The sequence below is a fragment of the Vibrio lamellibrachiae genome (assembly GCF_050337265.1).
Classification (GTDB): domain Bacteria; phylum Pseudomonadota; class Gammaproteobacteria; order Enterobacterales; family Vibrionaceae; genus Vibrio; species Vibrio kyushuensis.
Genome location: NZ_JAKJSU010000004.1, coordinates 833,006 through 855,051, shown reverse-complemented (window position 1 = coordinate 855,051; position 22,046 = coordinate 833,006). Strand labels below are relative to the sequence as shown.

Below are 22,046 nucleotides of genomic sequence, written 5' to 3'. Positions count from 1 at the left end.
TAGTAATTTGGGAACAGGCGGCGATTATAGACCGTTGCATTCCATTAATTCTACGCATATATGCACAATTTATTGGTTAAACTTGGTTATTTTTACTCTGGTTCGGTTAAGAGTGCTAAGGCAGCGTCGAAATCAAAATTATTGATCTCTTTTTTAAGCGCTGTGAACTTAGCACTGTCAACTCCCAGTTCACTGTGATATGACATATTGTTGATAAGGTCAATAGCATCAGCATCTGCGTCTTTTAGAACCTGGATCAGATTGGATTTCTGTTGTTTAGCTTGATCGATTGATACATTAACAGGCTGATCTTGCGTAGTTTCATCGGTTTGAATTGCATTTAAATAGTGAGAAAGCTGTAAGTGCACATCGTTAAACTCTGTGAGCAATTCAGCTTTTAATTCCTCAACTTTTGCAAAGTCTAGAACGTGAATAGCACTCTCTAAATTACAACATATTTGATGCAGCGTTCGAGCGCCGATATTTCCGACAACGCCTTTTAATGTATGTAAATAGCGCTCTTCAATGGACTGGCTATCAATTTGTTCTGCGACGTCTCTCGGTAAATAGTGGTCTACAAATTGGCTTAGTAATGTGTGATACAGCGCGGTTTGATCATTGCAACGCTTTAGCCCATTTTTCCAGTCGATACTGGTTAAGTTTGTTAATGGGTCGACTGACGAGGCATCAGCATCACTATCGGAAGGTTTTGCTTGCTCAACTTGCTCTAGGTTAGTCACAATTTCATCAGAAGTAGTAGGGCTAGCTGGCGTAATCCATTTACGCATAATTGCGAACATGTCGTGTATATCAATAGGTTTCGAGATAAAGTCATTCATGCCAGAATCGATAACTTTTATTCGATCGCCTGCCATATTACTTGCTGTCATTGCGATAATCGGCAATTTCACCAAACCTAGATCAGATCTGATTTTGTACGTCGCTTGATAGCCATCGACTATAGGCATTTGGCAATCCATCAAAACGCCATCAAATGTTTGAATTTCTAATAAATCTAGTGCTTCTTGCCCATTATTGGCGATAGCGTAAGTGATGTTAGCGGTAGAGAGTAACTCACAAGCCAGCGTTTGGTTCATCAAATTGTCTTCAACTAATAAAACGTGGCTCCCTGCTAGCCTTGATAGGTTATTTTGGTGGATTTGTTCTTCGTTCTCTTTCGCGGTGGTTACTTGATCCTCTGGGCTCCATATTTTTGCAAACGCATTAAATAACTGGGTTGTGTTCGTGGGCTTATTTAGAATCTTTTCGACCGATAAATCTAGTCGTAAGAGTTCAGCCTTAATATCGTCTCGCTCATACGCGGTGATCATGATGATAGGAGGGACAGTGAAAGCATTATCGTTAGCATTGAGTTTTTCAATCAGCGCAACACCACTCTCTTCAGGCATTTTCCAATCCAATAATATCGCATCAAAAGCGTTGTTTGTTTTGTCAGCGTCTATGATAGCGGCCATTGCTGTATCTACACTATTGGCGCAGCTCGAGTTGATTTCTAATCGTTCTAGTTGTTTGGTTGCAATTTTCCGAGCTGAGTCGCTGTCGTCAACAACGAGAATTCGTTTATCGTGGAATTGACGGATGTTATCCTTGCTGGCTGAATTTGTTTGAGTACTGGGTTTCACGAATATCCAGAAGGTGAAGGTTGAGCCGATATTTGGTTCACTCATTACTTCAATTCCTCCACCCATCAATTCACTCAGTTGTTTGGATATAGCAAGACCTAGCCCAGTACCGCCATATTGACGAGTAATAGAGGTATCGGCTTGTTGGAAAGAGTGAAACAGTGCTTCTTGTTGCTCCTGATTCATCCCTATCCCAGTATCTCGAATAGAGAACTGGAGTATAGTATGTGCCGGTGTTTGTTCTTTTACACAAGCGGAAAGCTCGACTTCACCTTGTTTGGTAAACTTCACCGCATTGCTTCCTAGGTTAAGCAGTATTTGCCCTAGCCTGAGTGGATCACTGACAATATGCTCTGGGAAATTAGGGGCAATATCGATACTAAGTTCAAGCCCTGTTTCCTTCGCTTTTAAACCGATAATATTAGAAAAATCGTCGATAACCGTTTGCACTCTAAAATCGACTTGTTCTATTTCCAACTTTCCCGCCTCGATTTTGGAAAAATCAAGAATATCATTAATAATGCCAAGCAGTGATTTCGCTGATCGATGAACAATTTTTATATGGCTTTTCTGTTTTGGTTTTAACTCGTTAGACTCCAATGCGAGATAACTCATTCCTATAATCGCATTCATTGGTGTTCTAATCTCATGGCTCATGTTCGCTAGAAAATCAGATTTACTTTGATCTGCAAGCTCCGCCTTATCGCGTGCTTCTGTCAATTTATTATTGAGGGATACGAGAGTGATCTGAGAGCGGTGCACTAGATAAGCCAATAGAAATAGGCTGACTAAAAAGGCGATGCCACTAATAGCAAGAAGCTGTGATGATGTTTTCGTCTTATTCATTAACACTGCTCTCGCAGTGCGTACTTTACTTAATGAACGATCAGTCGCCAGTATGTTATAGACCATATCATTACCAACTTCGGTAGCCTGCTCTCTGACATCAACCATTCTCGCAAAGTTACTTTTATAGAAGCGTATATCTTCTACAACGCTTTTAAACACTAAGGATTCATCTTGCTCAATGAGGAGTTTTTTGATTCGTAGTGCCGTATAGAGCGCATCATCAATCAGCCCTTTAACTTGATTGGATAATACTTTTTGGGCTTCACCAGAACGTGCCATTAAAAAGTCTCTATCAAGTTGTCTAGCGTTGCCGATGGTTGTCGTTAAACTATCAACCTCTTGTGACAGTACAAGCCGAGCGTTTAATATGTCCTGTATTGTTTTAATTTGTCGCTGGTAGATCGCAAATTGAAACTCTTTGTCATAGCGTAAATCGATGGCATTGCTCTCGAGTTCTAACAAATTGTCCTCAAGTGCCCTAATATCATTTTGCGATAGACTTCCGCTCTCTCTTTTACTAATCAGAGTATTTAACATATCAAAATGGAGTTCAGTAATAATCTGCATCTCTTCAATGATCATTTTATTCTTCGGTGTTGGAGAGAGCTTAATTAGTGACTCTAGCTGGTGGATAATTCTACTTTCTTGGTTTTGCAATAATTGGCTATCAATAGCTTTATTACTATTCAAGTAAATGGCATCGCGAATCTCGAGCTCTTTGGAAAGAATGAGCAATTCATGGGAAATATTAACTGACTTTGAGGCTCTATCCATTAAAATACGGTAACGTTCAATCTCACCTTTATCGTAACGAATATATTTGATTTGCAACTCTTTAAGGGCATTAGTACTAGAGGTCGCCTTTCGTGCCGCTCTTACCATGTACCGGTGCATCTGCTCGCTGTTGAGGCGTAAACTAGTATATTGAGAAAAACCTTTTTGGAATGTTTTTAGTCGCTCATTCAGTGCTGCAATAATCTCCTGTGAAGCAATACTGTTGCCGCCCTTATTTTCGAGCAACTTTATAGACTCTTTTATTGCTTCTGTTGCATTGTTAGCGGCACTTAGGTCAAGATCACGAGTGAAGACCAGTTCATTGATCCGAGCGTCATCCAATAGACTCTCTAGCAGGCTCGCCCCATTGTATCGATCCATGGTTTTAAACAGAGTGTTTAACGTTCCCCAACCAAAAGCCCCTATGGCAATGAGTGCCATACCTAAAACAACAAACCCTATTAAAACTCGGTTGTTTTTGTCTTTTAGCTTGAGCCAAATTGATGATGGGCGATCTTGGGTTGATTCCATCGAATAATTTTCCTTAATCGAGTAACGCATTACGCTCTTCTAATATCTCTGGTAGGCACCTGATAAATGCTTGAACAACAGCAGGGTCAAAGTGTTTCCCTGACTCTTCTTTTATCAGGTCTGTCGCCCGTTCTATACTCCACGCCTTTTTGTAAGGGCGACAACTTGTCAGTGCATCAAACACATCGGCGACCGCGACGATGCGAGCTGATAGTGGAATGTCTTCTGCTTCGAGTTGGTGTGGATAACCACTGCCATCCCATTTTTCATGATGAAAAAGTGCCACTTCACGCGCTAAAATAAGCAATTCACTGCTGTCGATACCAATAATATCAGCGCCTATTTTCGAGTGTGTTTGCATTATTTTACGCTCTTCATCGGTCAACTTTCCAGGTTTTCCTAAAATGGACTCAGGAATGCCAATCTTACCCACATCATGCATTGGCGCTGCTTGATAGAGAAGCTGACACCATCGCTCGGGGGCATTGAGTTGTTTGGCGATCAATCTGGCAAATCGAGCCATACGAATAACATGTAAGCCAGTTTCATTGTCTTTAAATTCAGCGGCTCTACCTAATCGCTTAATGATTTTTAGCTGTGTTTGCTTGAGCTCACTAGTACGCGTGTCGACTTGTTGCTCCAAATCACGCTGATGATTAAGTAGGGATAAATGAGTTTTGACTCGAGCTTTAAGGATAGGCGGGCTGATGGGTTTGGTAATGTAGTCCACTGCGCCTAGATTAAACCCTTTTTCTTCGTCTATGGTTTCACTTTTAGCGGTGACAAAGATTATAGGGATCATTTGTGTCAGTGGGTTGGCTTTTAAAATGCCACACACATCAAAACCATCGAGATTGGGCATCATGATATCAAGGAGAATAAGGTCTGGCTTGATTTTACCATTCGCAATTTCAATCGCTTTATGACCATTAGGCGCGACAAGCACTTTATAGTCAGGTGAGAGTAACTCCTTGAGCAGCAATAGGTTTTGAGGAGAGTCGTCAACGATTAGTATTGTGGTGCAATTATCCATGCGTAGCCTTGTTTCACATCCAGTTGTAATGAATCTTATGCTATTTATAGATTGATAGGGAAGATGTCGCTCACAAAGCGGTCAAAAAGCGCTTAAGAATCATTCTTTTAGGACGCTTTCTAAAATGTGATATGGTCTGGCCATTAAGCGTTTGTTTATTGAAAACTGCCCTGAAAGAGGCTAATGATCTGCAAGTTAGTATTGTCAGGCTATAGGGGTAAATACAGCGAGATTGTAGTGGTGTTAAGCTCATCATCAACCGCCATTTCGATCTTTCCTTTTTGAATCTCTGTCATAAGCTTCATGATATAGGTACCAAAACCAAGATTATGATTAGCATCTGATGTGGCGTATTTTTGCCAAAATATGTCCCTCATCTCTTGCGATACCGCGCCAGTGTTTTCGATTTGTATACAGCAATAGCGTTTATGGTTCGATAACTTCAGTGACACTCTAGATCGAGTAGAGGCGGCGTGGCATGCATTTTTGAGGATATTGAAGATGATGATCTGTGCGAGTTTCTGGTCGCCTCGAACTGAAAATTGATTGTCGATATCTTCATCAGGCTCACTGTAGATAAGAAGGCTTTTATTTTTGTATACCTCTTGCATGATAGATAACGGCGTAGCGAGCAGTGAGTGCAAAGAGAAGCGTTTTCTTTCTGGTGTATATTGACCCATCTCGATTTGTTCTAACGCTTTTGACTGGTCGAGAACAAGCGCAGTTTGGCAGGTCAGAGATTGCAGAATACCTACTTTATCTCTAACGTACTCGTTAATTTTTCTATCAAATGACATATCGTTCAGCATTTTTGACGAGACTTCGAGTGGGCGCCTTAATTCATCAAACAACATTTGATTAGCGTGCTGTTTTGATTTGGACTCTTGCAGCATCTGATCATATTCATGTTGTAAAGATTTACGAAGGTTAATGCCTGCTAACAATGATTTAATGCGAAGCTTTAATATGGTGGGTTGAATAGGTTTCTTTATGTAATCAACTGCTCCATATTCTAATCCCTTTATTTCGTCATCTTGCTGGCTTAAAGCTGTAACAAAAATAACGGGAATATGCTCTGTCATCGGATTTTCACGAATTCTTTTTAACACTTCAAACCCATCCATTTCAGGCATCAGTATATCAAGCAAAATTAGATCAGGTGGGGTATCTTCCGCGCACAGCTTAAGTGCTCGTTTGCCATTTTTAGCAAATATAACGTGATAATCATCTTTCAGCAGGCCGCGAATTAGAGTGAGGTTCTCAGTCGTATCATCAACAATTAGAATTTTGTTGGTATTTTCTTTTATTACTGATTTTTGTTCGATACTTGTTGCATTAGCCGTAATTTTATCTAATCCATCCTTATCAAATGAGGGTAAAACACAGGGGTGATAAGATTGTTTTTCAAGATAGATAAGCTTTTGTTTCAAAATGGCAGCGCTAAAAGGTTTAACCAACAGCTCTGATACCCCAGCTTGAATTATCGTTTTAATAGTATCCTTGTTAGCTTCGCTAGTAACCATAAGGAATGATATTCCATTAATATCATTTGAACCTCTTACAATATTTAGTAGTTGAATGCCATTAATTTTTTGTAGTTCTAAACCAGATACTATCAATGAAATAGGGTATTCCTTCAATACCTCTATGGCTTTTTGGCCATTACTGGCCTGAATTACATCCCCGTAGCCAAATTGCCTCAGTTGTTCGCTGAGCATTTTTCTCATAAGTTCTGTTTCTTCTACTACAAGTACACTTAATGACTTTATCTTCATCGAAACTCACCGATAGAATATTGAGCTACTCTAAACAGACTAGAAAAGTTCGTTCAGATTTAATGTGATGGTGTTCAAAAAAAGAACCCATAGTTATCCCAATTTTTCATGATTATATTGTTGAGAGAAAGTGACAAGTTTATCAAGTGCTTCTTCAAATTCAAAACTATCAACTAATACCTTTAAAGAATTAAATTCTTTCATGGAGATATTTAGGTCAGAATTATTTATTATACCATTAAATAAGTATAATACATCTACATTATTTTCCTTAAGAAGATTTTTAACTGTAATTATATCTTTGTTGTAATGTTTACCATCCAAAACACTATGGTTATTGCTATTTGAAATTGATTCTAATATTGACTTGTTTACTAGTTCTAAAGCGTTTCCAATTTCTTCATAAAGTAAATGTAATTGTTTTTCCTCGTTTGGTGGATTTAAATCAATACCTTCAATTAAGTAATTCAATTTACTCATCCCAAGGTTATCTGACAATCCACGGATTGTATGAAAGATAAGTGAGTCCTTAGTATAAACTTCACTCATGAATCTAGATTTACTATAATTCTCATTGAGAAAACGGTTAAGCAATCGTATATAAAGATGACTATCTTGATTTAGGTGAACTAACCCCTTCCTAATGTCAAATTGCCCTGTGGATTCAAGGTTTTCAAATATAGTTGATGTCTTGTAAAGTGAAGATATGTTTGGACATATGTTATTAACCCTAATTGGATCTTTTATTTGATTGTGACGCAATACCCACTTCTCTAGGGTTGAGAACATAGAATTGATCTCAATTGGTTTATTTATTACGTCACACATACCAGAATTTTTTGCTCGCTCTAATTCATCGTCCATCATATTTGCTGTAAGTGCGATAATCGGAGCGTCAATAAACGGCATAGTATCCCGAATTAGTTTGGTCGCTTCATAGCCATCTAGAACAGGCATTTGACAGTCCATAAGTATACAATGAAATATATTTCCTACAGTTCCTAATTTTTCAATGGCCTCTCTTCCATTACTAACTACTTCGACGTTAATTGAGCACAAACTCATCAATTCAATAGATATCTCCTGGTTTATTATGTTGTCTTCAACTAATAAAACTCTCTTATTTTTTAAATTACCTTTGTATTTATCAATAATAATCATCGGGTCTAAATTATTAGTAGTTTCTTGACTGAAATTGTGATCCTGTTCGCTATGACATACTTCCCTGATTTTTGTTTTTTCATCACTAATAATTGGATTGGATTTTCCTATTTTTATTCCGAGGCAAAATGAAAATTCAGATCCGTGATTTACTTTGCTCTTAAGTTTAATTTCTCCTCCCATTATTCTAATTATACTCGAAGATATTGATAACCCTAGACCAGTTCCACCATAAATTCTATTAGTGGATGATTCTGCTTGCGTAAAAGAGTTAAATATTTTTTCTTTCTGGTCATTAGATATTCCTATGCCAGTATCGGAAATTGAAAACTCTATCATCGCAATCTTTTCAATTACTTCAATTAGGCTAATCTTTATGATGACTTTTCCATAGTCAGTGAACTTAATAGCATTTGAAGCTAGGTTTATAATTACTTGTTTCAATCTTATTTCATCAAGTGTTAAAGTATCAGGTATGTTGTTATCAAAATAAAATTCTAACAATATATTTTTGTCATTGGATTGAACTTCTAATATGGTTCTTATGTCACTAATTAAATTACTTAACCTGTAATCTATTTCATTCAAGTTGAATTTATTTGATTCAATTTTTGAAATATCTAGTATGTCATTAATAATAGATAAAAGATAATTTGATGAACTGTCTATGTTTTTTAGGTAGTGAGCTTGCTTATTATCGGTTTTTGTGATGGATAATAGCTGGGTCATTCCTATTATTGCGTTCATTGGTGTTCTGATCTCATGACTCATTGTCGCAAGAAACCTAGATTTATGTATATTTGATTTCTGCGCTTTTTCATTAGCACGACGCAATCTCTTGCTTATAGAGCTTATTCTATATTGATTTTTGATCATGATATATGAAAGCCAAATTATTAGAATGAAAAATATCAAACTGCTATACGCTGTATAATTGGCAGTTTTTTTTGATTCTAGCATTTCATTAAATCTATTTTTTCTTAGATATGATAGTTTCTCACCTACCATGACTGCAGTCTTGACCATTTCTTGAGATATTGAATCTAATTCATCTGATATTTCTGAAACTTTATCAAATTTAACTAGGTATAAATTTGAATCTGAAAGGACTGATTTAGATGTCGTTATCGTTTGATCGACTTCTCTTAATCTACTATATATATAATTTGCACGATTGATTGCTGATCCCAATATTTGTTCCAAAAGTGTTTTGTATTTATCTCGATCTGTGATAGGTCTCGATGAAAAAAAACCGATATGAAGCTCTTTAGATTTTAATATATCCTCTAATAGTAATGTAACCAGATCATTAAGTAGGTCAAGTTCTGACTTTTTTATTGCATCCAGTTCTATATTACTAAGTAACGATTCAATAACTAATTGTTTGCTATCTTTATACGCCAATAGATTTGATATTATATTGTCTAATGAGTTAAACGAGTTTAACAAATTTGAGTTATTGTCAGATAAGGTGAATACTTTTTCCATTTCTATAGTGGAATCTTCAATGATTTCACGTAAATCTCGATCGTTAGCTGTATTTTTTATATTTAGAACATCTATTTCAACCCAAGAAGTTAGTACCTTATATTCTGATTGTAAACTATCAATACTGCTTGTGTTTATAGTAAGGTGATTATTTAATAGTGAATTTTTTATTTTGTTTAAATTTTCAATTAATTTATCTGATAAATCAATATCGCTTCTATGGTTGTTGATTTTATTCTGAAGATGTTTGATATTAAAAGTGACGACGTCTGTTGATTTTGATATGGTTTCCTTTAATTTCTTGGAGCTAGAGTGTAATCTATTAGCTACTATGGACATTTTTTGTCTTTGGTCATTTACATAATTGGTAAGGTGTACATAACTAACAAAGCTTGCTCTATACTGCGTAATCCAATTTACAATTTCAGACGTTCCCATTCCATCCTTTAATCTATTTTCATGAAAATAAATGGCAATATCTTTAGCGTTGTCTATATGCCTTATAGTAGTTTCTGAATATTTTTCTATATGATCTCTACTATATATTAGCTCATTTAATCTTGCAGCATCAATTGTTAGTAAGAGATTTCCCGCGACGGAATACCTGTCAATTGAAGTAAATAAACGATAGTTACTTACCATTGATAGCGGCGTTATTATTATCAATGATATTATAACGAAAATAAATGTAACTATTATCTTTCTAGAGTACAAGTATGGTTGGGTATTGTTTATTTTCATGGCTATTTTCTTGTACTGGTTAATAATATAGTGCAAATTAAACGTCATTTATTTAATTGTTTTTAATTAAATATATTATTAATTAAAGCATTACTTGATACTAGTGTGTATATTTTAATTTCCTTTGTTTTTTTCTCTCTCCATTCATTTTGGTACAGTCCTGATATCTCTTTATAGCACTTCGGGCAGCATTCATGCTTGGTTATAAAGTGTGATTTTGGAGTCTGGTTGAAGTATAATTTATGCTTTTTGCACCAAAGTATAACTTTGGTCCTACTATTTATATAAATTAAGTTTTCGTATCCAAACTTGTCTCCCCATCTATCAATAGATTTAGATATGAATATTTTATCAGTATGCTTTCTTATTGACATTATGATTAACCTTATAGACAAAATTAGCTCAATATATTTACGATGGTCGTATCAAAGTATATTTAATTCAACTCTTCGATTTTTTATTTTTCCTTCTGTCGTTAGATTGGTAGATTTAGGAAAATGTTCACCATAAATCAAGGAGGAAATTCTATTTGGTTGAATGCCATAATTTATAAAATATAATTTGGTAGAGTCAACTCTTTGTTTTGAAAGTCGATAGTTATGCTCCATGCTACCAATGTTATCAGTATAGCCACTTATTATGATCTCACTTTTTACATTTGTCCTTAATATGTTTGCTATTTCTTTTAATATACTGAAGTGTTCCGTTAGTATACTGAATTGATTAATATCAAATTGTATCGATGAACTTGATTTTATATATTCATTTGGCATACTTAATCCTTATTAAACAATTCTTTATAGCTTAATATAACTGGTTATCTCTGTTTTATGAGTCTAATGAGATAGGTATCTAAGCATTTATCTGGTTTATTTTATTTTAATCTGATGGTGTAGTTTAAATTCCGGAGATGAGGACTGCCGGAATTTAAACCTATTTTAATATTTATCTGGTTTGTTATTATAATTAATTTATTTTATCTGATTCAACTTCTTGTTTCGGTAATAATATGTGATCAATATTCGTAGTGTCTATACCATACTCTTCGTCAGTATTGCCCCAGGTTATATATGTACCATCGTATTTTAGAGCAAAGAAACCTCCTTCTGTGGATTCAATCTCAGCTATATTATTCAACTGGTCTCGAACTGAACTAGAATCTCCGCCCCCAGTACTATTTCCCCAAGTTACAGCAGTTCTATTTTCTTTAATTGCCGTATAACCGATTGGACTTGGAAAGATCTCTGTAATATTTTCTAACTGATCCGCAACGTGGCCAGACTCTCCGCCAATATCAGGTCTTCCCCAGGTATAAACAGTCCCATCAGTTCTTATTGCCGCCCAAGTATTTGAGTTCGAAGCGACTGACAAGGTATTTGAGACAGTAAATTCATAGCTTGGCATCCATAATCCCCACGATACGGCATCCTTATTTTTTCTTATTACAGTGAACGATCCTGCATTAGAGTGTATTGATTTAACATTGATTACGGCATTATCACCACCATATGCGAAGTTCCCCCAAGTATAGGCAGTACCACCGGAAGTTAATGCCATTACTGCCCCTTCATTTACAGTAATATCTATGACGTTTTCTACGCCGGCTGGTAAATTATTATGGTCCCCACCTAGGGTAAGATCTCCCCAAGGCACAACCGAGCCATCTTCTTTCAAAGCAACAAAAGTTTTTCCATTAACATTTGAAAAGATCGAATTTACTTGTGTAAGTTTATGATCGACGAAAACTGTAGAAGAACCATGATCGGAGGAGCCCCAAGCAACGACTGAACCGTCCTTTTTTAGGGCAGCAAATGCACCCGCATTTGCTACTATGTCAATTACATTACTAAGCTTATCGCTAACATGATCGCTATATCCACCGTAATTTGGATTACCCCATGTGATGACGGTTCCATCATTTTTTAGAGCCACCATAGCCGACTTATTGGAGTATATCGTTCTTACATCTGTAAGCTGAGATTGTACGCTAGATGAGTCCCCACCTGAGTCCGAATCTCCCCAGGTTTCTACGGTAGAGTCATTTTTGATTACAGCAAAAACAGAATTGTTATTTGAATGTATTGACTTGACGTTTACAATGAATTTTTCAGGATTGTCAAAGCCGCCTCTATTTTCTTTTCCCCAAGCAACGACGGTACCATCTGATCTTAAAGCTGCAAAAGCGCTGTCAGTAGAGACTAAGTCAGTAATTATTGAATTTGGTGTATAGTACTTAATAAGTGGTGATGTCATTTGCGGGTGTTCTACGATTAACTTCACTACTTTGTTATAAGAATTTTGGTTAATTGAGAATTCGGCCATATTCACAACATAGTCTGTATTCGGGTCAAATATACCATCATTATTGCTGTCAGATATCCAAGTGTAAGTGAACTCATCTGTAGTACAAGTTGAGCAAATTACTTCGAGCTCTCCTGCTGTCGCCTCTGTACCATACCAAATACTATTTTTGTTTACCGAGTAGACACCGTCGTCTTTTTTTGGTGGTGGCGTATTAGTAGGTGAAGTATCTGAACCACCACAGGCAGTAAGGAGCATTGATGTTATTGTTGTAAATGTTAGAGTTTTGTAATTCATCGCACGATATCGCTATACAGTAAAAGTGTAGGGAATATCTTAAATTTTATATAACTGTCTATTGTATCAATTGTGTATCACTGTCCGATCAAATAGTTTTGGACACTGAGTCAAGTGAGTACAATCACTAACGAGATGAATAATGACAACTCAGAAAACACGTATCAAGCATGCCCCTTAATTTAAAGAAGAAGCATTCAAACTAACCGAAAAGTGGGCGTCGCTGTGGCGGAAAACAGCTACCCTTATATGAATATCAAATCGATGGATGGCGAAAAGCTGTCAAAAAAACACGAAAACCAGCGATGAAGAAAAAGAACTCGCCATTGAAAATGCCAATCTTAAACGATTATTAGCTAGGCAAGCCGAAGAGTTCGACTTTGAAAAAAAGGCCGATACCTACTTCGCGTGAAATCTCTACTAGATTGCTATGAGTTTATGCTCGAACACCTGGAGCGATATAAGATTGTCTGTATGGCTAAGGTGTTTGGGGTTTCGAGAAGTGGGTTTTATTATTGGGTCGATAATCGCAATAAAGTCACTCTACGTAACGAGCACCGCGGCAACTGGTAGTAAAGGTCGTGAGGTTTTTGATGTTTAAAAAGAACGTGATGGTGTAAGGCGTATTCAAAAAGAGCTTGAAGAAAATGGTAACAAACACGATGTAAAAACCATGGCGGCTAGCATGAGGCTACGGGACTTTGTGGCGAAGGCCGCTCGTAAGTACAAATGTACAACAGATTAGTAGGCATAAGCTTCTCATTACCCCTAACTTGCTTGGGTAAGATTTCAATGTAACTGCACAAAATCAAAAATGTGCTGGAGACATAAACTATCTTGCAGCAAGTGAAGGCGGGATGTACTTCGACGTAATTATTGATCTTTATTCTAGATAAGTCATAGGTTGGTCTATGAGTACAAGAATGACATCAACTTTGGTTTGTGAAGTGCTCTCAATGGGTCTGCCAGCAGGTTTACCTGCGGGTGTGATTATTCACAACGTCGTGGTAATTAATACTGTTTTAGGGATTACCGAGAGTTGATAGCAGCTACTAAACTAGAGCAAAGTATGAGTAGGAAAGGAAATTGTTGGACAACACTTGTATCGAAAGCTTCTTCCACTCAATGAAAATTGAAGCTATCCCATATGAGCCTGTTATGACGCTAGAAGAGATCAGCCGACCGTTTTTGGAATACATAGAAGTTGATTTATAATCGAACAAGAAGGCACAGGGCTCTTGGGTATCTAAGCCAAGCTAACTTGGAAAAAAAACATGTCGCTTAACAAAGTATCCAGTCTAATGAGTACAGATCTCTTGTCTCTATCTCGACTCGAAGAGTGAGATTTATTAATAAGTTAAAATCGGCTATTTTGATGTGTATATCCGTAATTGGCGATAATAATGAGACTTTTATCCCAGTTCATTAATGTTCATTCCGGATTGATTGCATTGCCCATCATTACTTAACTACAACTTGTGTTTTCCGGTTAATTCACTTGATACAGTGTGAAAATCCGTAGAACGGAATTATCCATATATTAGTTAGGTCGAATTTAATATGAAAATTGACAATAAGATAATGATTGTTTCTGTAGTTATGTTGTTCGGTTCTGTATCGAATATAGCAATGGCAAACGTGAGTGAAACTATAGGAGGCGGTGTCGAAAAAATAGAAATAATAAATGATAACAATAATATTAGGTATATAAATGCTAATTATTGGTTAGATGGCAAAGAAGAACCGCCCACTTTACTTAAAATTAAATCTGATGTTCTTAAGTCAGGGTATAGCTATTTAGTTGATTTTACTAATATCTATAATGAAGATGAAAGGTATAATTTAAAAGAATTACTAAAAGGTAGACTTGGTTTTTCAGTTTCCAGCGATATGTTTATCATTAGTGAATATAAAAATGAACTAATGTATACAATTATAGACAATGAAATAGACATGGGGGTTGGTTTACTGGAAGAAAAGTACCCACAATTTAATAAAATTCGCAATAGTAATTTATTTATGGGAGCAAGTGATTCACGAAAAAAAGAAATCAACCAAAACAGTGTTGAGTTAGTTAGAGAGCGAGTAATTTCCAATGAATCTGGAACAAACGTATTACCACACATATCATTCTATTTGAATGTAAACCGTTTAATTACAGAGGATGAGTGCACATTTAGAAATTCTTATTTTTGGGGGGAGGAGAGTCGTAACTTTTGTGATAATCCTAATATTTCTTTGATCTTTAGAGTTACTATAGAGCGATCTTTACAATATGGAACTATTGGTGGGGTGACGCCCGATGCTAAAATTGTAAGGATAAGTTTAGATGATGATACGGGTGGTACTGGTATTCATTTAAACGACAGGCTAGACTACCGTACTAGCAAAGCAGGATATAAAACGTTAGTTGGTTATTTTCGCGATTGGTCGACTGATGCGATAGCCCAAGATTATCAGTTTGTTTTTGACGCTTCAAACGACAAAGCTCAGATACTTAAGACATATCCGCGTGAAAACTTGAATAAAGAATTTACACATAGGGAGGTTTCCGGATTTGAACTAGGGGTTGGTGCTAGCGCAGAGGCCGGAAAAGGTGGACCCAAAGCGAAACTAGAGGCTAGTGCCAGTTATAGCCAAAGTCGATGGTTAACGTACAATACTTCTGATTATCGGGTCGAAAGAAGCTCAAATAATCCTCAACACGTCAGTTTTAAATGGAATAGAGACCAGTATGCGACAGCAAAGTCTATTCTGAAGCACTCGACAAACCCGCTGTGGGAAAATAAATATCCAGTAGACACCAGAAAAATAAATCCTATTGGTTACGCGAGTTTTGTTCCTAAAATGGATGTTATTTATAAAGCAAATTCAGATGTAACAGGCACAACGGAATTCACAATAGATTCTTCAGTTAATATCCGCCCTATCTACAATGCCGCATACAAGCACTATTATGTTATCGGTGCTCATCAGTCTTACCGCGGATTAGAAGACTCTTCACGCCGAAGGGTGGGTAAAGTTACTAGTTTTACAGTTGACTGGGATCATCCGGTTTTTACGGGAGGGAGGCCAGTTAACCTTCAGCTTGGTAGTTTCAACAATCGCTGTATTAATGCAAATGTTGAAGGCTTTCTCTCGAACAAGACTTGTGAGGAAACTAGCAGTTCACAGTCATTTATTTATGATCATTTAGGTCGCTATGTAAGTGCGATTAACACACGTTTGTGTATAGACGGGCAATTACTCAACCAATTGCAAAAGTGTAACTCTAGTTTAAGTCAGCGTTGGGAGTGGGCTAGCAATGGTGATGAGCTCAATAATATCGAAACTTATAAGATTTTAGGGCATAACAAAAAAACAGGTGATCTAGGTTTATACTTTACGGAACAAGAAGAAGTGAGTACTAGAACGTTGACGTCCTACACGAATGTGTTTGGTCCCAAGCATGATACACCGGTATTTGGGGATGCTGTAGGAGACATTTTTATACAAAATATTGACGAAAGTGGTCAGTTATATATAAAGCATGGAGCTGCAATTGACTCTATTGGCACTAAACCCACAGCGATGGCTGGCGGAACTGGTGGTGACTATCTAACCGAAATTGATTTGAATCGCGTTGCTACTATTTCGGTAATCTCTGGAGAATTTAAGTATGGTGGAAGGCATTTATTGGCTATTAAATTTACGTATGATGATGGATCGTTGAAGTTAGTTGGGTCAACTGATTATGCAGTAAGTTCGTATGAAGAAACTTTCGATCTTTCTTCGGGCTCTTCAATCAGCCAAGTAAAGGTATGGACCAACGGATGGTTAGTCGAAGGAATTCAATTCAATTTAAATTAAGGTGTATAAAGTGGATGATATAATTATATACACTAATTAATCAATGTTAATATAATACGGCTGATAGATAATTGATGAAATATCTATCAGTCATATGGTTAATAATCAGAACTTTCTTCGCTATCTTTTAGCTTGTAACCTTTCCCCCTGATGGAGTCAATGTTTAAATGACTATCAGCTTTAAATAGTTTTTTTCTTAACCTACTAATCAATAAATCAATTCCTCTTGAAAAACCATCATAGTTAGCCCCTTTTGTTGCATTGGAAAGCTCATCTCTAGTTACAATATTAGGGTGTTTAGCTGCCAAATAAAATAAAGCATTGAGTTCAGTTGAAGTCAGTTTTATTTCGATGTTTTTCTGTGTATTTAAGCAAGTACTTGTGGTGATATTTATTTCTAAATTTGATAGTTTTATAGAATCTCTGGACTCTATATTTCTTTCTACTTTAGTTGTTTTAAGTAAGTTGCTTAAGCGGCTGTAAAGTACATCAGGACCGCGGGACTTATTTATAAAATCGTTGCCACCATTAGATATGGCTTGAATCTCTATGGAAATCTTTTCATGTGATGTATAAAACAAAACTGGAGCACTTGAAATACTTTTAATTTTCTCGATGAGGACTAGGCCGGACTCCGTTGGAAGGTTGATATCTAGGACTATCGCGTCTGGATTGTAGCTCAAAATGTGATTTATTGCTGATCCTGAATCGAATGCTTGGTACGTAATAAGTCCTTTGTCATCCATATAATTTTTTAGGGTTCGACTAATAAAAATATCGTCTTCAACCAATAAGATAGAAAAAGCGGTCATAAAAAGCTATCCTTAGTCATTCGATTTATGAAAAGAATGGAACTCGATGTATAAAGTCATAGTAAGTAAGTCTGTTGATACTATCAAGAGACTTATAAATTATTTCAATTCAATCTCACCGGAATCAAAGATTTTCGTCGTAAAATCAATTGATAAGTTAGATCTATCTTATAGTAAAGGCAAGCAGAATACTGACTATTTTATAGACATAGCTATAATTGTAAATTCAGATGGAGTAATTGACCTTGATAAAGAGTATATATATTTATTTTCCTGTAATGCTGAGGGGAAGATTAATCTATTTAAAAGTTGTCATTCTATCGAAAATAAACCACGTAAGAAAATACTTATAGTTGATGATGACCCTCTTACAATTGAGTTACAAAAAGGTCTATTATCCAAAGATTTCGAAGTGAGCACTTGTGATAATGCTTTTTTATCGATTGATAAATCTAAATCTGAGGAATTTGACTTGATTCTTCTCGACTGTTTAATGCCCGGAATCAACGGTGGGGAATTAGCTAAAATTATGAAGTCAGATCGACCATCTTCTGTTTTATATGGTATGACCGCAGGCATAGATGATAAGCAGAAATTGCTTTTTGAGTCTAACGGCATGACTCAAGTATTGAATAAACCCGTTTCATCTAGAGATGTGTCTAGAATATTAAGCGTTAACGACTCTGATTGTTATAATAAGAAGGTTCATCAAAATCGTGCGTTAAGGAGGAGTGATTTTTCAAATTTTATTTCAAAGAATAGTTCTTTAGATGACTTGTTGTTCTTATTGAATGAAAAAATAGGGAGAAATATAGATATTTCTTTAAACGAAATTGACGATGATAAATTTAAGAGAAATTTACACTCAGTTAAAGGCACGTTCTCGTATATAAATGCTGAAGACTACATTATTGAGGTGGAAAATATTGATAAGAATTATAATGATAAATCGCTGATAGAGTCAAATTACGCGTTACTTTCTCTCCTTTTTAAAGCTCTACGGGATATAGAAACGTTGAAGTTTATGGACTCGAAGAACTCTCGCAATAGTTGATGCTAATATATATATTTCCTAAGCTATTCCTCAATAGCTAATGTATCTAACGCTAATCGAATCATTTGATCAAAGCTCGCTTGGCGCTCTTCTGGTGACATTTCACCGCCTTTTACAACGTGGTCAGAAACGGTAAGAATACTCAGCGCTTGAATTCGTTTTTCTGCTGCAATGGTAAACAGCGCTGAGGTTTCCATATCCATGGCGAGGATGTTAAAGCGTTGTAGAGCAGGTAGTAGCGCTTCTGGATCGTCATAGAAAAAGTCGTTGGTGAAGATATTGCCAAAGGTCGGTTTAATACCGAGTTTATCTGCGCTCGTCCAGCACTGACGAAGAAGATTAAAATCAGGCGTAGCGGGGTAATCATAGCCTGCAAATTTGGCTCGGTTCATTGCGTTGGCTGTGCCCGCGCCAGTCACCACAATAATATCTTTAAGATCTAAGTGATCCGCGACACCGCCACAACTGCCGACACGTATTGCTTTTTTTACGCCATATACTGTAATGAGTTCATGTAGGTAAATAGAGATAGAGGGTGTCCCCATACCATGTGCCATGATGGATATTGGGGTTCCTTGGTATTCGCCAGTGTAACCAAGAACATTGCGTACATCGGTGACGAGCCTTGGGTTATCTAGATAGTTCTCTGCGATAAACTTGGCTCTTAGAGGATCTCCTGGCATGAGTACGGTTTCAGCAAATTCGCCAACTTTGGCTCTAATATGTGGGGTCATTATTCGGTCCTTATGTCTTAAAATGTTAGATTATTAAAATGACGAAGTACCGAGTAGGACATTTGTCCGTAATGACCGTTTTAGCTCTAAGTTTGAGAGAATATGAATGATATAAACACACTAGCCTCAATCGGATTGAAGACCTTTTTACAGGAAATCAATAAAAGGATGTTACCGTCAATTACCCTTGAAGAAGGGGATACCTTGTTAAGGCAGGGACAGAAAATCGATCACTTGTATTGGGTCGAGTTAGGTGAGTTTGGTCTAGATTGCGTGGCTGAAAACGGAAGAACCTATAGTCTCGGTCGACATTTCGTCTCTCAGCACCTCTTTGGGGAAGTCGAATTCTTGAGTAAACAAGCGTGTCAGTTTAGCGTTGTAGCAAGCGAGGCGGTGGAAGCTTTTGTTCTTCCTGTGAATGTATTTACATCGATTCTTTCTGATAACCCGCAAGTATCATGGTGGTTGAGCCAATCTTTGGCTTGTCGCTACCAAGAAGGGATGAGCTTGACGATGAAACGGTTTTTACATCCGTTGATCTATAATATCGCTTGGGATATTAAGCAAAGAGAGCAAGGGTTAGCAGAGCCTGTTAACTTTGATCTAGTGTGTAAAGAAGCGCACAGGTTTGGTTGTTCAGAGAGAGTGTATCGCCGAGTGCTAAAGCAGCTAATTGATATGGATCTGCTTGTAAAGCAAGGTGGACTAGTCGCAATCAGAGATCCCCAAGCGTTAGACGACTTTCTAACGAATTAATTCCGATGATCGCTTTGAATGAAAAAGGCCAACTATCAAATGATAATTGGCCTTATTATTAGCTTATTTGACGGAAGTTAAACGGCTACTGAACTTGGCAGTTTAAGCAAAAAGCGTATTGCCCTTTAGGGTCGTTAAAGCTATCAAGCAAAGATATGTCTGTCGCGACTTGATTCATCATTGGTTGCCATGATGCTGGAAATAGGTTCGAAGAGAACAGGCTACTCATATCAATATCGAATCGAACAGAGACCTGATTCATCATCTCTTGGAAGAATTTCTGAGCAGGTGATAGCGGTTCTTCAACCCAGTAGACGTTGTAGTTTTCTAGCTCCGCAAGTTCTGCAGCTAAATTGATGGCATCATCAAAATCGCCCATCTTATCAACAAGGCCATGCGCCAGTGCATCCTGACCGGTCCAGACTCGGCCTTCAGCAATGGATTCCATTGTCTCTAGCGAGATATCACGGTTAGCACTTACTAGACCAACAAAGCGGTTATAGCCGTGTTCAATGCCAAGCTGGAAGGCATCAGAGGCGCCTTGTGACATACCAGTGGTGACGCCAACACCAGAGAATGGTGAAGTACCAATTCCATCGCTGTATACGCCAAGGTTATTCAACCCTTTTTCAAAGGTAGTGATAACACTGAAAATACCAATCGAGCCAGTTAATGTAGTGGGTTGTGCAACTATCTTGTCTGCGCTCATTGAGATCCAGTAACCGCCCGATGCCGCAAGGCTCGACATAGAAACAACCACAGGTTTGTTTGCAGCTCGTAGTGCGTCTATTTCGTTACGAATAACTTCGGAAGCAAAAGCGCTTCCGCCTGGACTATCGACACGTAACACCACGGCTTTTACTTTGCTGTCATTACGCGCTTGGCGAAGCAGGCTAGCAGTCGTATCACCGCCAACGTTATTACGTGACTGTTTACCATCCATGATCGCGCCACTAGCCACGACTACCGCGATATCATCGGATTCGAGATTAAATTGTGGAGACATGGTTGTACGATATTCGTAGTAACCCATCGCTTGGTAACTGTCTTTGCCGTCGCTTCCGAATACGTCAGCTAGTTCACTTCGAATTTGTTGCCTCGTTGCCAGTTCATCAACTAGCCCAAGCTGTAGAGAAAGTTCAGCCAAATTACCGTTAACAGCTTTAAGCTGTGCAAGGAACTCATCCATAGAGGGGTTCAGAGCTTTCGCATCCATCTGGCGATTGGTTGCCACATCATCGACATATGCACCCCAAAGTTGCGTTAACCAACGAGCGGCAGACTCTTTTGCTTCGTCTGACATGTCATCTCGAATGAAAGGCTCAATGGCTGATTTGTAAGTACCCACTCTAAAGACATGCGTGTTGACATCAAACTTCTCTAATAGTGTCTTGTAGTATAGAGAGTATGCACTGTAGCCCTTGAGTAGCACTGCACCATCGGGTGAAAGGAATATTTTATCAGCGTAGCTTGCAAGATAATATTGGCTTTGATTATAAATCTCACCCGCTGCATAAATAGGTTTACCCGATGCTTTGAATTCATTCAGCGCTTTAGCGATATATCTGAGTTTAGTGAGATTTGTCTCTGGGAGGTTACGCAGTGAGAGTACCAATCCTTGGATTTGGTCGTCATTTTGCGCATGTCGAATCGTATCCACAATATCGAACAAAACGTTCTCTTTAGGCATGTCTTGACCAAAGATTGATCCAGTGATCGAATCCATTGGATTATTGTAGCTTCGCTGCTCAACGATAGGGCCAGAGAGATTTAGAACCAATGCCGATTGCTGCTTCACCTCTGGCGTCGGTGTATCGACACTTGTAAACAAAAAGTAAATAACAACAAGGCTGAGAATAAAAATTAGATTTGTTAACGCAAGGCGAATAAAGGTAATGAGTTTCCAAATACCTTTAAAAATCAAACCAATAAATTTGAATAGTTTTTTCATCGAGTCTTCACTGTAGTTGACCTAACAGAGTCCATGATGCTGTTTGAAGGGCTGATTCACATCCTACGCCATCTCAAATTAGCAAACAACCGCATGTTGTTATGGCATTGATAGAAAGTAATTAGGGCATTAGTAGAAAGTCATTAGGAGATAAGCAGGAAAATACCTAATGACAGTACTTAGTGTAGAGGTATTTCAAGTTCGATGTTGACGAGTGTTGCAAAAATGTAAACGGTTGTTTGATTTTCACTTGAAGTGTGAATATTCTGGTCAGACCACGAATAATAATAGATATAG

The 22,046-nt window shown here is 37.4% G+C and carries 13 protein-coding genes and 1 pseudogene; 4 read left to right on the top strand and 10 right to left on the bottom strand.

From position 1 onward, the window contains the following. Positions 1-92: 92 nt before the first annotated feature. The 7 genes from L4C54_RS04040 to L4C54_RS04015 form a co-directional block, all read right to left on the bottom strand. On the bottom strand, positions 93-3,797 hold the full coding sequence (locus L4C54_RS04040; RefSeq protein WP_428807175.1) for a hybrid sensor histidine kinase/response regulator: 3,705 nt from the start codon (positions 3,795-3,797) through the stop codon (positions 93-95). A gap of 13 nt (positions 3,798-3,810) precedes the next feature. Next, positions 3,811-4,830 carry an HD domain-containing phosphohydrolase gene (locus L4C54_RS04035; RefSeq protein ID WP_428807174.1) on the bottom strand — a complete coding sequence of 340 codons (1,020 nt, stop codon included), beginning with the start codon at positions 4,828-4,830 and terminating at the stop codon, positions 3,811-3,813. Positions 4,831-5,039: 209 nt separating this feature from the next. Further along, complete coding sequence (locus tag L4C54_RS04030; protein WP_428807173.1) at positions 5,040-6,605, bottom strand: response regulator; 1,566 nt, start codon at positions 6,603-6,605, stop codon at positions 5,040-5,042. 93 nt (positions 6,606-6,698) lie between these two features. After that, positions 6,699-9,995 (bottom strand): ATP-binding protein, encoded by a 3,297-nt coding sequence (locus tag L4C54_RS04025; protein ID WP_428807172.1) that lies wholly within the window; start codon positions 9,993-9,995, stop codon positions 6,699-6,701. 62 nt (positions 9,996-10,057) lie between these two features. Next, positions 10,058-10,369 (bottom strand): DUF723 domain-containing protein, encoded by a 312-nt coding sequence (locus L4C54_RS24145; RefSeq protein ID WP_489686476.1) that lies wholly within the window; start codon positions 10,367-10,369, stop codon positions 10,058-10,060. Positions 10,370-10,420: 51 nt separating this feature from the next. Further along, positions 10,421-10,768 carry an OmpA family protein gene (locus tag L4C54_RS04020; RefSeq protein WP_428807171.1) on the bottom strand — a complete coding sequence of 116 codons (348 nt, stop codon included), beginning with the start codon at positions 10,766-10,768 and terminating at the stop codon, positions 10,421-10,423. Between the two features lie 193 nt (positions 10,769-10,961). Continuing rightward, positions 10,962-12,593: an RCC1 domain-containing protein gene (locus L4C54_RS04015; RefSeq protein ID WP_428807170.1), complete on the bottom strand. Its 1,632-nt coding sequence runs from the start codon at positions 12,591-12,593 to the stop codon at positions 10,962-10,964. A 142-nt stretch (positions 12,594-12,735) separates the two neighbouring features. Here L4C54_RS04015 and L4C54_RS04010 point away from each other — a divergent pair. Both L4C54_RS04010 and L4C54_RS04005 read left to right on the top strand, forming a co-directional pair. After that, a pseudogene (locus tag L4C54_RS04010) lies at positions 12,736-13,878 on the top strand (IS3 family transposase). A 275-nt stretch (positions 13,879-14,153) separates the two neighbouring features. Continuing rightward, entirely contained in the window at positions 14,154-16,442 is a 2,289-nt protein-coding gene (locus L4C54_RS04005; RefSeq protein ID WP_428807169.1) for a leukocidin family pore-forming toxin, read from the top strand. Between the two features lie 98 nt (positions 16,443-16,540). Here L4C54_RS04005 and L4C54_RS04000 read toward each other — a convergent pair whose 3' ends face one another. Next, positions 16,541-17,254, bottom strand: a complete 714-nt coding sequence (locus L4C54_RS04000; RefSeq protein WP_428807168.1) for a response regulator transcription factor — start codon at positions 17,252-17,254, stop codon at positions 16,541-16,543. Positions 17,255-17,300: 46 nt separating this feature from the next. On the opposite strand from L4C54_RS04000, the gene L4C54_RS03995 reads away from it, so the two are divergent. Next, complete coding sequence (locus L4C54_RS03995; RefSeq protein ID WP_428807167.1) at positions 17,301-18,308, top strand: response regulator; 1,008 nt, start codon at positions 17,301-17,303, stop codon at positions 18,306-18,308. Positions 18,309-18,331: 23 nt separating this feature from the next. On the opposite strand, the gene deoD is transcribed toward L4C54_RS03995, so the two are convergent. Next, a complete protein-coding gene (gene deoD / locus L4C54_RS03990) occupies positions 18,332-19,045 on the bottom strand; it encodes a purine-nucleoside phosphorylase (RefSeq protein WP_428807397.1) in 714 nt (237 codons plus the stop codon). A 99-nt stretch (positions 19,046-19,144) separates the two neighbouring features. Here deoD and L4C54_RS03985 point away from each other — a divergent pair, with 99 nt between their 5' ends. Then, on the top strand, positions 19,145-19,798 hold the full coding sequence (locus L4C54_RS03985) for a Crp/Fnr family transcriptional regulator (RefSeq protein WP_428807166.1): 654 nt from the start codon (positions 19,145-19,147) through the stop codon (positions 19,796-19,798). An 85-nt stretch (positions 19,799-19,883) separates the two neighbouring features. On the opposite strand, the gene sppA is transcribed toward L4C54_RS03985, so the two are convergent. Further along, positions 19,884-21,749: a signal peptide peptidase SppA gene (sppA, locus tag L4C54_RS03980; protein WP_428807165.1), complete on the bottom strand. Its 1,866-nt coding sequence runs from the start codon at positions 21,747-21,749 to the stop codon at positions 19,884-19,886. Between the last annotated feature and the right edge of the window lie 297 nt (positions 21,750-22,046).